Below are 13,219 nucleotides of genomic sequence, written 5' to 3' on the forward strand. Positions count from 1 at the left end.
TTATACCTCTATTTCCATGCCGTCGTAGGCAAGTTCAATACCCTGTTGTGTCAGTGTTCTATAGGCACATGAACCTTCATTGAGTACTTGGTTGGTATTGTTTATGTGGATCAGTACTTTACGGGCCACATTAAAGTCGTTCAGCAAGGCGATTGCACCGTTATCACCGTTAACAGGCATGTGCCCCATATCGGTACCTAGCTTGTTGCTAAAGCCGTGATCAATCATTTCTTCGTTCACCCACAGCGTGCCGTCAAACAATACGCAACTGGCTTCACGCATGACTTGTTTAACGGTATCGTTGGCCTGCATACAACCTGGCGCATAAAACAGTACATTGCCCGATGCGTTGTCGGTAATCTTTAAGCCAATATTGTTACCGCTCACAATGTTGTCTCGGTAGGTCGAGTAGGGCGGCGCATTTGACTCAAGCACCACGGGTTGGAACGTCAGACCGTCTGCACCTTCAGGTACAAAACTGTCGGCGTAATTGGTACTGATAGTGTGTTGTTGCAACCCTCCGTGCCAATGTTTGAGAACGGTGAAAAGCGGAAAGCTGGTGGTTAAATCTTCTTTAACTACATCGGTACAGTAAACCGGTAAAGGTAACCCTTCTCTTAAGGTAAGTAGGCCGGTTGTGTGGTCGATTTGGCTATCGGTAAGCACAATTGCGCTAATACGTGTGCCGCGCTTTACATGAGGCGCCGGCCATAGTTGTGGATGACTATTAATTTGTTCACGTAAGTCAGGTGATGCATTAATGAGTACCCATTTCTCGCCGTCGGTACTCACGGCAATACTCGATTGTGTGCGTGGTTTTGCGTCAATAGACCCTGTGCGGACGCCTTTGCAATTTTCACAATGGCAATTCCATTGTGGGAAGCCGCCACCGGCCGCTGCGCCGAGAATTAATACGTGCATATACCACCCAAAGATGCAGAGTTATGCGTAGAAGAACGCAAAAAATGAAGTGTGACTGAGTTGAAAAAGGCTGCAAACGCAGCCTTTTTAATGATAAACACCATAGGACGAGCCTAGCGGTTATTGATATACAGCGTTACTTCAAAACCAAGGCGCATTTCTGTGTATTGAGGTTTAGTCCACATAATCTTTCCTTTCTAGCTGTTTAAATTCATGAATAAGTATATGTTGAATATCTGTTAACAGATATCCTACTAAGGGAGGAGAAGTGTCATGAATTTTGATGATTTTGAACAAGGAGTATCAGAGTGTGCCCACCTTTTTTGTACATTTTTTCAGCAAAAATGAATAGGCACTATCGCGTGTTTTGTTGTGTTAATAAATAAGACAACAATAAGGGGATTGGGCGACCAGTAGCCGACAATTTTTCGCCATACTTAAACGCTGTACCGGCTACATCCAAGTGGGCCCATGGCGTGTTACTGGCATAGCGCGACAAAAAGCAGCCCGCAGAAATGGCGCCGGGCGAATTTATCCCCGTGTTCATCATATCAGCATGTGATGACGTAATAGCCTCTTGGTATTCAGGCCAAAGGGGAAATGGCCAACACCTATCGTTTGCTATATCACCTGCTTGCATTAACGCGCTTTCCAGCGAAGGCGAATTGCAAAACAATGCACTGGTGTGATGGCCAAGCGCGGTAATAGCGGCCCCTGTTAGCGTAGCAATATCAATAATAACGTGTGGGTTAAACTGTTGACTATAACTAATGGCATCGGCCATCAGCATGCGACCTTCCGCGTCAGTACTCATCACTTCAACCGTGTGCCCCGCGTGCATGGCAATGATATCGCCCGGGCGATAAGCTCCACCATCAATACTATTCTCAGCGGTTGCCAAAATACCAATTATGTTTAGGTTTAAACCTAGTTGCGCTGCCGTTTTTATGACACCGAGCACACAAGCGGCCCCCGCCATATCGTAAATCATATGATGCATATCAGGGCTGCGCTTAAGAGTAATACCACCGCTGTCAAAGGTTACGCCTTTACCTATTAAAACTATAGGTTTTGCATCAGTTACAGGGTTTCCCGTGTAATGAATGATTGGCATGGAGGCATCAAAAGCAGAACCCGCATTCACTGCCAAATAGCCATTCATTCCTAAGTCATTCAGTTCAGACTGACCAAGCGCATTGACGCGGATGGTATCAAACGCCTGACCTAGTGCGTGTGCTGTATTGGCCAAATAATCTGGGGTACAGAGATTAGCTGGCATGTGAGAGAGATCTTTTGCAAGTCTAATACCTTCGTTAAGTGCCAGTTCTTGCGCAATCACATCGGTAATATCGGGTGAGTTTGATTCTGTAGCACGTGAAGTAATGAGCGTGAGCGCTTTAGGTACACTGCTCTTGTTACCTTTTTTGTCTGCTTTAACTTGGGTTTTATAACCTTCAAACTGATATGTCGTGTCTAAAAATGTGCGAAGGGCTGCGCGGCAGAACCATTCACAGGCAAGCTTGTCTGGCTGGTCAATCACAAGCGATATGTGAGCTATATTGTTAAAAAGTGAATGAATTCGTTTGAATATGTTCTTCAGGGTTTTACAAAGCTGAGGTGGTAACGCGTTTGTTACATTGGATGACAGCATTGCAAGCTCACTGTCATCAATACCCGCAAGAACCAATCGTTTTGCTTTAAGCGGGGCTACCCGATGTAATAACAATACTTCTGAGGGAAGTGCTTTAAAGCCTTCATCACAGGCTACGCTCTGCACATAAGTGATAGCATCGCGGCCGATATAATGTTCCAACGCTGCAAATTGAGTTGACGTTATTAACAGCAATAAACAATCAGTTTCTTTACCACTAAGGGTTGTTGATATATCGCTTGTTAGTTCGGCGGCTGGTTCATGCTCAATAACAAGGGGTACTGCCTTCGCTTTGTAAAACGAGGAGTATTCGTTGTTGTTATCCTTATTCATGCAAAGCGCCCTTTATTGGCTTTCGGACGAAAACTTCTTACGGCAAAAGTAAAGGTGATCACAGTCAGCGCAATAATAATCAGCAACGGTTGTGTCGCCAGCTTTTCATAAAGGGCAAAACGCAGCAGTTCGACGCCACTGGTAAAAGGGTTGAATGCGCATATTTGATATAGCCACTCGTTCGCTTCGCGCATTTTCCACAACGGGTACAGGGCACTTGATAAAAAGAACAAGGGGAAAATGACAAAGTTCATGACGCCAGCGAAGTTTTCGAGCTGCTTGATGTAATTAGCAAGCAGCAACCCTAATGATCCAAGAAAAAGAGACAGCAACGCAATAATGGGTAAGGCATACAGGTAACCAGCTAAAGACAGCTGCACATCTAAAATGAGTGCAAAGGCAAAAAAGATATACACTTGAATGGCCGATACCAGTGTGTTGGCAATTAATTTACTACCCATTAAAAAAGGGCGAGGAACCGGGCTCATTAACAGCACTTTCATGCTGCCCATTTCCCTGTCGTACACCATCGACAGTGAACTTTGCATGCTGTTAAACAGCACGATCATGGCGGAAAGACCAGGTACGATATACTCTTCGTATAAGATGTAGCTGTCGTAGGGCTCTATCATTGATAACCCTAAGGCTGAGCGAAACCCTGCGGCAAACACAAACAGCCATAACAATGGGCGCACCAATGCACTTAATAAACGAGTTCGTTGTTGCCAAAACTTAAGCATTTCACGTGTTAATACCCCAACAAAACAACGCCAATACATTATTTCACCTTTTGCTGCGTATGCATGAAAATTTGCCATAAATGCTCGATATCGGGCTGGTTGTGCAGGGTAAGTAAATCCCGACAACGACCATCTGCGATAACGTGACCTTTTGAAAGCACTATCAATTGGTTTTGAGGCTTCACCTCTTCGAATAAGTGGGTTGCCCAAAGTACGGTGATCCCGCTTTTATCCGCTAAGTCTTGTACAACATCAAAAATTAATTGGCGTGAGGCGATGTCTAGCCCAACGGTGGGCTCGTCGAGTAATAACAGGGAAGGGCGATGAATGAGGCAACGCGCTAGCTCAACTCTGCGTCTGTGACCGCCGTTTAAATCCCGTATTTTGGTATGCAGGCGTTCGGTAAGCTCAAGCTGTTCAAGTAGTTCTCCTACCTGTTTTAGTGCGTCTTTTATACTCATTCCGTGCAGGGCAGCAAAGTAAGCCAAGTTTTGTTGAACGCTTAAGTCTACGTCTAGGGTGTTTTGTTGAAAGACCACGCCCATTTTGCTGAGTACTTGTGTTCTGTTACTCGCTAACGCTTTACCGTCAAAATGTATATTGCCCCGCCCCACTTTTTGAAGGCCGGTTATAAGCGCAAATAGAGTACTTTTTCCCGCACCATTTGGGCCCAATAACATGGTAAGTCCGGGGCGCAATGCAAGGGTTATATCGCACAGCGCTTCGCGCTGGCCGTAACGATGGAAAAGGGCGCTAATGTTTACTTCCATTTGACCGCCACGCCCCAAGGATAACGCCCTACTTTCACCGTGTGCTCAACCTTATGGCTCGTTGTATTAATGATTGAAACATCGCCACTGACACCATTGGTTGACAAAAGTAATGATTGGTCTTCGTTAAATGCTAGCTGCCAGACTCGCCTTCCGACCAGAATGTAATCTTCAATTTTGAAGGTCTCGGTGTTAATGACGGCAATACGATTGGCAGGACCTAACGCAACAAAGGCATAGGGGCTGTCTTTCATTAAAACAATCCCAACCGGCTGTACTTTGTCGCGGTATACCCCTTTTATTTCAAAAGATAGCGTGTGTACTTTTTGCTTTGTCTGCGTATCAAAAATAGAGACTGTTCCCCCAATTTCTGAACTAACCCACAAATATTTATCATCCATAGTAAAGTGGGCATCGCGAGGTCTGGCGTCGACTAAGCTATTGGCCACATTCTCGTGCGTTTGCGTATCAATCCAGTGCACCATGTTAGTGGTTTCAGAGGTGACCACCATCATCTTGCCGTCGTGACTTACCGCCAAGCCTTCAGGTTCAACCCCAACATCAATTTGGGAAATAACCTCGCCGCTTGGAATATCAATCACAGTGAGTAACGCATCATCTTCATTGGCGGTATAAATTGTGGTGCCATTGGGGTGCAGGGCAATAGTCTCTGGGTCTGCGCCAGAGGGAAGGTCGCCGACGATGGTGTGATTGGACAAGTCCATAATTTGAATGCGATCAGCGTCAGAGGCGCAGATATATGCATGACGTTGATCTGCGCTTAATATAAACCCTCTTGGTCTTTCTCCCACGTCAATGGTGTCTACCACGTCAAAGCTTTGCATATCGATAATCGAAATGGTGTTGTCTTTTTCGTTGGTAACATAGGCTTGAGGAAGCGCAAAAGCAGTAAAGCTAGCCAAACTACACAGCAGTGAAACAAGGCGAAATTTCATAATACTTCCTTTAATTGTTGTGCTTAGCACACGTGGTGTTGATGTTGCCTAGGGTGTCGAGTTCATCATTTTGATGTAAAAAGCCCTCTAACGGTGCGTGTGTGACAAGAGCATCTTCGTGCGCAAGTGTAATGGGCTGTCTTATTTGCTTTGTACTTGGGCGAATAGAAAGTGGGCGCCCTCGATAAGCGGCTACGGTAAAACCATCATTTAGCAACGTAAGGGCAAGTGATTGGCCTACTTTGGTATCACTTGTTCGCGCATCGGAAGTCATTTGTTGAATTGCCGTGGCAGCACTTATAACACTTAAATAGGCGGCAAAATCCACTTCATTCATTGGGCGGTTAAAAGTTTCAGTAAAGCGGTTTTGTAGTTGCCGTGCGCCCCATTGTTCGTGTGTGGCATGCCATCCTAATGATTTTAAGCCGGCATCGCCGACAACCGGTACTTGATAGTAGGTGTTAAAAGGGAGCGCATAAGCAAACTGTGCATCGAAATCTGCAGTAAAGACGGCATCGTAGCGCGTTTTCGTGCGCGTAAACTGAGGTATTTCCGAAAACGCCGCGCGTCTAAGGTCAAAACTGTCACTCCACTGTTTTACATCCACAAGCTCAAGTTTGAACTTCTTGGCACTTTGTTTAAACGCTGAAAGGAAAGCCATGTCATTGTGGTGTTTTCCGTGTAGCGCAAGAATCTCCTTGATACGCTTTACTCGAAACCACTGTGCTAACGCATCGGCTTTCATTTGATAGCTTGGAATACTGTGAACAAGAGGAATGCCACACGATAACGTGCGCAGCGCATCGTCACTATTCGCTATATTGAAAATAACCGCTTCAGGCAGGCGTTGTTGAAGTACAGATATCGCAGCCTGAAAATCGCTACTAGGCGCATCGAGCAAGATAGCGTTTGCGTTGTGATAGTTTGGCTCATTCAATTGTGTTTTGATTTCTGTAATTGTAGGCGCGCTTAGGCTTTGCATTGACAATTGATAGCTTAAAAACTTACCAGTTATGTTGGCATCTTCAATGGCAATAGCTGCACCGGCCACACCGTTATTGACAGGTCTTTTCAAATAGCTAGGTGTGCCAGGCGTACTTGGTTGAAGTAGTTGTATATGCAGTATTGAAATAGTGTCTATGTCGCTGCGTATTTCTTGGGCATAGGTATACGTGCTAAGTGCTAGGAGCGTGCAAGTGGATAGCAGAAGGGTTTTCATTAGGCCGTGTTTAACACCGCCTAAACTGGCCACAGCGCTTTTTAAGCATACAAAATTTATTGCACGTAAAAGGGTGCTAGAGCAATGGACTGTCATAATGCCTCTTTCTTAATACCGTGTTAGTGCGTGTTTAATGCGCTGCTTGAATGCCGTGCTTTCGCCTACTAGCCGCCTGCTATTCAGCTGTTAGCAGCGTGCTATTTACCTGTCATCCGCCTTTTGGTTATGTGCTAAGGGTATATGGCATTTTTCCCGAATAAAATCCTCCTAAAGGAGGAAAGCTATGGCGCTAAAGTAGCATTAGTAAAGTCTCACTAAGCCCTTAATATACGTGGAATATAATTGGTTGAGGTGTATTGCCCATGCAACGTTTTCGTACTCGCTCTCGTTTTATGTTTTCTTCACTGGCGCTATTGCTGTTGTGCTGTGCAATGTTAACTAACAGTAAAAGCAATGCCCGCTCGCTTGATGACATTGTGGAGAGCGGCACTATTCGCATAGCGGTATACAACGACTATCCGCCGTTCTCTTTTTTAGAAGAAAATGAAGCCAAGGGTATTGATATTGATATTGCCAATGAAATTGCCCGTGCGTTGGAGGTGACGTTAGAGCTGGTATGGATGACGCCGGGTGAGACCACAGAAGACGACTTTAGAAATTATCTTTGGAAGGGCCACATCATCCACCGCATCAAAGCTGATGTGATGATGCGTGCGCCCAACGACCGCTCATTTTCACAAAAACGCGATGATGTTGGGCTTTTGGTGAACGAGCTTGTTCACATGTTCGCTCCCTATCACCGCGAGAGTTGGCAAATTATTCACAACACAAAAACCTTGCCCGAAGTGGAAACCATGGGCATGTTTCAATATCACACCATAGGTGCGGAAATTGACAGCATTCCTCATTTTTATCTTACTTCTGCTTTTGGTGGGCGCTTACGGGAGAAAACCTCTCACTACGCCACTAATGCACTTGCCTTTGATGCAATGAAGATAGGTGAAATTGAGGCTGTTATGGGCCTTCGTTCACAAATTTCGTACCTCAGTCAGTTTGTCGATAGTAGTCAATTTAAATTGGCTGCAAATGCCTTTCCACTTATTGGAAAGCAGAAATGGGATATTGGTTTGGCGGTTCACAACGACTATCGCGCACTGTCTTATGAAGTGGGCGATGTTATTACCGCGTTGGTGATTGATGGTAAGATGCAGGCGATCTTTGATAAGTATTCTACTGTCTACGAGATGCCTCCCTATTATCAGTAAAGGATAGCCTTAGCAATAAAAAAGGGGAATCTTCCCGTGGTTTCCTCCTCCTAAAGGAGGACGCATTTCACTCCGCTGTTGCATAGGCATATACAACACCCCTAGCTATGCTAACCATAACGAATAGTCTGAATAACAGACAATTTCATGACCTACATGCAACTAGGAACCGTTATGAATAATAAAATGCCAATTAAAAAAATTGCCTTATCGATGCTGGTTTGTGCAAGTACATTTACGCCCGTTCATGCTGTTGTAACCGACAAAGATATTCAAAATGACCAAGCCACAACTGACGATGTTGTCACGTATGGTATGGGCCTTAAAGCGCAGCGCTATAGCCCTTTAAGTGCCATTAACAAAGACACCGTTGAAGAAGTACGTCCAGTGTGGGCATTTTCTTTAGGTGGTGAAAAACAACGCGGTCAAGAATCTCAGCCACTGATTAAAGATGGCGTGATGTACGTAACAGGTTCCTATTCGCGTGTATGGGCAATTGATGCAAGAACAGGTGAAGAGCTGTGGCAATACGAAGCGCGTTTACCTGACGGTATTATGCCTTGCTGTGACGTCATTAACCGTGGTGTAGCATTGTACGACAACCTTGTATTGTTCGGTACACTCGACGCGAAGTTGGTTGCACTTGATAAAGACACGGGTAAAACGGTCTGGAAGAAAAAGGTAGAAGATTACCGCGCAGGTTATGCAATTACCGCAGCACCTATTGTTGTTGATGGCAAAGTGATCACCGGTATTTCGGGTGGTGAATTTGGTATCGTGGGCAAGGTATATGCTTATGATGCCAAATCGGGTAAGCAATTGTGGGTTCGCCCTACGGTTGAAGGCCACATGGGTTATATATGGAAAGACGGCAAAAAAGTTGAAAACGGTATTTCAGGTGGCGCGCCAGGTAAAACATGGCCTGCTGATTTATGGAAAACCGGCGGTGCAGCGACATGGCTAGGCGGTACTTATGACGTAGATACTGGCTTGCTATTCTTTGGAACAGGTAACCCTGCACCTTGGAACTCTCACCTTCGCCCTGGCGATAACTATTTCTCTTCATCGCGTTTAGCAATCGACCCTAACACTGGAAAAATTGTTTGGCACTTCCAAACTACGCCGCACGACGGTTGGGATTTCGACGGTGTTAACGAATTAATTTCATTCGACTACACCGAAAATGGCAAAACAGTAAAAGCAGCCGCCACTGCTGACCGTAACGGCTTCTTCTATGTACTTAATAGAGAAAACGGTGACTTCATTCGCGGTTTCCCATTTGTTGATAAATTAAGTTGGGCATCGGGTCTTGATAAGAAAGGCCGTCCTATTTACATCGAAGACAACCGTCCAGGTAGCCCGGTTGATGGTAAGCAAGGCTCGCAAGTAGTAGCACGTCCTGCATTCCTTGGTGGTAAAAACTGGATGCCAATGGCCTATTCACAAGATACCGAGCTTTTCTATGTACCTTCAAATGAGTGGGAAATGGATATTTGGAATGAGCCAACATCATATAAGAAAGGTGCGGCTTATTTAGGTGCAGGCTTTACCATTAAGTCAGTGAATGAAGACTACATTGGTGTACTTAAAGCTATTGACCCTAAAACGGGTGAAACGGTATGGCGCTACAACAACTACTCACCGTTATGGGGTGGTGTGTTAACAACAGGTGGTGGCCTGGTGTGGACCGGCAACCCAGAAGGTTACTTGATGGCCTTTGATGATAAAACTGGCGAAGTGGTTTATAAATTCCAAACAGGTTCAGGCATCGTAGGGTCACCAGTAACGTGGGAAATGGATGGTGAACAGTATATCTCAGTCTTGTCAGGTTGGGGTGGTGCAGTACCGTTATGGGGGGGGAAGTCGCCAAGCGCGTTAAGCACTTCAACCAAGGCGGAACGGTTTGGACCTTTAAACTACCTAAGCGTTATCAGCAAGTTGCGAAAAACTAAGGCGTAGTTTTTTCAAAACAAATGAAAGGTCAATGACGAAAGTCATTGGCCTTTTTTATTGGCATTATCACATGTATTTTTATCCTCCCAAAGAAGGAGGCTTTCAAAACCAAAGTAGAGTTACCTCAATTTTTACCACACGTATACTTAAATCAAAGTCTTCTTGGGATGTATGAATTATGAAAACAAAATTATCACTATTGATAGCCGCTTTGATGTTAACCGGTGTCGCTAGTCAGGTTTCGGCGCATGGAAATGTGATCCCACAGGGGGCTGACAGCTCTGCAATGCCGAAGATTACTGATGGCGATGAGTCGGAAGATGGGTGGGTGTTTCAAAACCCTTACCGTGAATTAGATTCCGAAACCAAAACCAAAATAGTTAAGTTTGGTGAGTCAGCTTACGCAAATAACTGTGCAGGTTGTCATGGACTGCACGCCCAGTCTGGCGGTATCAACCCTGACCTTCGAGAATTAGATCCTGAGAGTTTTGAAGACGACGAATGGTTTGTCGAACGTTTGCGCTTTGGCTCTGCCAAGGGGATGCCTGCGCTAGGTGGCATTCCTGAAGGGCAATCAGACCCTATTTTAGATCAAGAAACACTATGGGCGATCAAAACCTATGTTGAAGCCCGTCGAGTAGTGGCAATTGAAGAAGGTGAAATTGAAGCAGAGTAGTGTTTAGTACGGTTTTGCCTGATAGCCGGATTGACTTCGTCATCCGGCTTTTTTCTTTGCGGTAAAAGAGTCTCTTTAGTAAAAGCCGCTTCTCACGTATCATGCCTTCCAACGTTTATCTTTGAGTAATCCACCATGTATCAAGACTTTCAGGCGGAATTAGCATGGGCTCGCCTTCATATGCCGCGCACGCAAAAATCTATTGCTGCCCTACCTAATTTAACGGGTGTAAGGCTTGCCTGTAATATGCATTTAGACCTTAAAATGGCGCCCTTGGTTGAAGGTTTGTTGTCTCGTGGCTGTGAAGTTTTCCTTACTACCTGTAACCCGACTACCGTGCAAGATGATGTAGTGGCTCATCTTGTTAAAAAAGGTGCGGTAGCTCATGCGTGGCGAGATATGACCAATGATGATTGGTCGGTGTCCTTTGATGAAGCGCTAGCGTGGCAGCCGACCCATCTTTGTGAAATGGGCGCTGATCTCACCACACGCTTGCACGAGAATGTTCAAAAAGGTAAAGCGGTACCTACTATTACTGCAGGCCTTGAAGCGACAGGTTCTGGTATTAATCGCTTAAATGGTATGACACCGCATTATCCTATTTTTAACTGGGATGATTTGCCTGTGAAAGAAGGCCTTCACAACCGCCACATGGTTGGTTTAAGTGCATGGCAGACCTTCTTTCAAACCACGCACCTTACGTTACATGAAAAACACGTTGTCGTAATTGGTTATGGGCTGGTTGGGCAAGGTGTTGCAGCAAGCGCGAAAGCATTCGGCGCACAAGTAAGTGTGGCTGAACTCGACCCAGCTCGCGCACTACAGGCAAAGTATGATGGTTGGCCAGTGGTATCATTGCATAATGCAGTAAAAACTGCCGATGTTATCGCTACTGCAACGGGCGCTTATGGTGTCGTTAGTGCAGCTCATCTAGATGCAATGCAAGACGGTACCTTCATTCTTAATGTGGGGCACGTGGCGCAAGAAATAGATGTGCCCTATTTAAAAGAAAATGCATCTCACAGCCTACCGATGCCTTACGTTAATGCTTACTCACTAAACGGCAAAACCCTCTTCTTACTGGCAGATGGTTCCATGTTTAATTTAACCGCAGGCTATGGCGACAGTTTGAATGCATTTGATGTGACGCTAGCGGTTATGGCCGAGGGCATAGGGCATATCGTGAAGCAAGGCGCCCATTGTGAGAAAGGGCTTTACTTGCTACCAGAAGATGCATGGAAAAGTGCATTATAAAATCCAAAATTTAAGTTCTAACTAAAGCGTGATGATCTTAAGCGGTACGTTTTTGTTGCGAAAACGTACTGCAAAGGTTAACACACGCAAATAAGAGGTTTATCAATGACAATAGGAATTGGTGGGAAAACCCGCGAAGAGGCACTGGCTGAGTTGTCGATAATGACCAGCGATCTCAAACCTATTCAAAAAGAGGAGTATCTAGCCCGTATTGCCAAAGCGCAAACTTACATGCAAGCGAATGATATTGGGGCGCTTTATCTTAATGCGGGCACTAATTTGAGTTACTTCACTGGCATGCAGTGGTACGCCAGCGAGCGTTTGGTGGGCGCTATTTTGCCGGCCAAAGGCGAGGTGATTTATATTGCCCCAACGTTTGAAATTGACTCGTTAAACGAACGCAAATTAATAAGTGGCGAAATTGTCGGGTGGCAAGAACATGAAAGCCCATACACTTTATTTTCGAGCTTACTCGCATCTATCGACAAGGCCGGTGGCAGTAAAGTAGCGGTTGATGAATCGACAGCCTTTTTTATTGTGGATGGTTTTAATAAAGCGCTGTCAGAAAATGTTGTCATTATCAATGGCAGCGAGGTTACGGCACATTGTAGAATGCATAAGTCGGGCAATGAACTCGCGCTTATCCAGCGAGCCATGGATATGACGTTAGCCGTTCACAAAGCCGCCGCAAGCATTTTGTATGAAGGTATAACCACCACCGAAGTTGAAGCGTTTATCAACGAAGCACACAAGAAGGTGGGGGCAACTGGTAACTACTTTTGTATTGTGCTATTCGGAAAAGCGACGTCGTTTCCTCATGGTGTTAAAGATCCTCAAATACTCAAGAAGAATGATTTAGTTTTAATTGATACGGGATGTAAGGTACACGGTTACTTGTCGGATATAACGCGTACCTATTGCTACGGTGAGCCAACGAAGCAACAAGCTGATATGTGGCAAAGTGAAAAGCGCGCACAGCTTGCTGCGTTTAATGCAGTTCGCGTTGGCGTGCCTTGTGGTGATGTAGACAAAGCAGCCAGAGAAAGCTTAATGGCTGACGGCTTAGGACCAGACTATAACTTACCGGGCTTACCACATCGCACAGGGCACGGTATAGGAATGGATATACACGAATGGCCTTACTTAGTTAAGGATAATCCACATCCTTTAGCGCCCGGCATGTGTTTTAGCAATGAACCTATGATTGTGGTACCAAATGAATTTGGTATACGTTTAGAAGATCATTTTTATGTGACGGAATCAGGCCCCAAGTGGTTCACACAACCCAGTAAATCTATTGACGAGCCCTTTTAACCAAGGGCTTTTTTTCTCGTTGTTACATACGTATTTATACTCCTCCTTACCTCTTTGTTCCTTTTTTCCTGTTTAGCTTAAAGATTAATTGACAGAATTAGCTTAATCGATTAAGTTTTGTTGTGATTATGTTATTAAATTGTGCATTTAATTGTGTCTTTCGTGTA

Annotated in this window: 11 protein-coding genes and 1 pseudogene; 5 read left to right on the plus strand and 7 right to left on the minus strand. The window is 45.1% G+C overall.

Features of this window, described 5'->3' with window-relative positions; all coding sequences use genetic code 11:
• The 7 genes from pqqB to EYR97_RS14020 form a co-directional block, all read right to left on the minus strand.
• A complete protein-coding gene (gene pqqB, locus EYR97_RS13990; protein WP_131094287.1) occupies nt 1-921 on the minus strand; it encodes a pyrroloquinoline quinone biosynthesis protein PqqB in 921 nt (306 codons plus the stop codon).
• Nucleotides 922-1,034: 113 nt separating this feature from the next.
• Nucleotides 1,035-1,106: a pyrroloquinoline quinone precursor peptide PqqA gene (gene pqqA, locus EYR97_RS22720; RefSeq protein ID WP_071953288.1), complete on the minus strand. Its 72-nt coding sequence runs from the start codon at nt 1,104-1,106 to the stop codon at nt 1,035-1,037.
• Nucleotides 1,107-1,276: 170 nt separating this feature from the next.
• On the minus strand, nt 1,277-2,905 hold the full coding sequence (locus tag EYR97_RS14000; protein WP_131094288.1) for a leucyl aminopeptidase: 1,629 nt from the start codon (nt 2,903-2,905) through the stop codon (nt 1,277-1,279).
• Nucleotides 2,902-3,684, minus strand: a complete 783-nt coding sequence (locus tag EYR97_RS14005) for an ABC transporter permease (protein ID WP_131094382.1) — start codon at nt 3,682-3,684, stop codon at nt 2,902-2,904. The genes EYR97_RS14000 and EYR97_RS14005 overlap by 4 nt, the downstream gene beginning before the upstream one ends.
• The gene (locus tag EYR97_RS14010; RefSeq protein WP_131094289.1) at nt 3,684-4,415 is read right to left on the minus strand and encodes an ATP-binding cassette domain-containing protein; all 732 of its coding nucleotides are present in this window, start codon (nt 4,413-4,415) and stop codon (nt 3,684-3,686) included. Before EYR97_RS14010 ends, EYR97_RS14005 begins: the two co-directional genes overlap by 1 nt.
• Nucleotides 4,406-5,371 carry a PQQ-dependent catabolism-associated beta-propeller protein gene (locus EYR97_RS14015; RefSeq protein ID WP_131094290.1) on the minus strand — a complete coding sequence of 322 codons (966 nt, stop codon included), beginning with the start codon at nt 5,369-5,371 and terminating at the stop codon, nt 4,406-4,408. The genes EYR97_RS14010 and EYR97_RS14015 overlap by 10 nt, the downstream gene beginning before the upstream one ends.
• 10 nt (nt 5,372-5,381) lie before the next feature.
• Entirely contained in the window at nt 5,382-6,686 is a 1,305-nt protein-coding gene (locus EYR97_RS14020; protein ID WP_131094291.1) for a hypothetical protein, read from the minus strand.
• 296 nt (nt 6,687-6,982) lie between these two features.
• On the opposite strand from EYR97_RS14020, the gene EYR97_RS14025 reads away from it, so the two are divergent.
• From EYR97_RS14025 to EYR97_RS14045, 5 genes and pseudogenes are all read left to right on the plus strand, one after another.
• The gene (locus tag EYR97_RS14025; RefSeq protein WP_131094383.1) at nt 6,983-7,855 is read left to right on the plus strand and encodes an ABC transporter substrate-binding protein; all 873 of its coding nucleotides are present in this window, start codon (nt 6,983-6,985) and stop codon (nt 7,853-7,855) included.
• Nucleotides 7,856-8,029: 174 nt separating this feature from the next.
• Nucleotides 8,030-9,807: pseudogene (locus EYR97_RS14030) on the plus strand (PQQ-dependent methanol/ethanol family dehydrogenase).
• 179 nt (nt 9,808-9,986) lie between these two features.
• On the plus strand, nt 9,987-10,484 hold the full coding sequence (gene pedF, locus EYR97_RS14035) for a cytochrome c-550 PedF (RefSeq protein WP_131094292.1): 498 nt from the start codon (nt 9,987-9,989) through the stop codon (nt 10,482-10,484).
• A 135-nt stretch (nt 10,485-10,619) separates the two neighbouring features.
• Nucleotides 10,620-11,738, plus strand: coding sequence for an adenosylhomocysteinase (locus EYR97_RS14040; RefSeq protein ID WP_131094293.1), 1,119 nt, complete (start codon nt 10,620-10,622; stop codon nt 11,736-11,738).
• A 105-nt stretch (nt 11,739-11,843) separates the two neighbouring features.
• Nucleotides 11,844-13,052, plus strand: a complete 1,209-nt coding sequence (locus EYR97_RS14045; protein WP_131094294.1) for a Xaa-Pro peptidase family protein — start codon at nt 11,844-11,846, stop codon at nt 13,050-13,052.
• The last annotated feature ends 167 nt before the right edge of the window (nt 13,053-13,219 follow it).

This window comes from Alteromonas sp. KUL42, from assembly GCF_006538325.1.
In the GTDB taxonomy this organism is placed as follows: Bacteria; Pseudomonadota; Gammaproteobacteria; order Enterobacterales; family Alteromonadaceae; genus Alteromonas.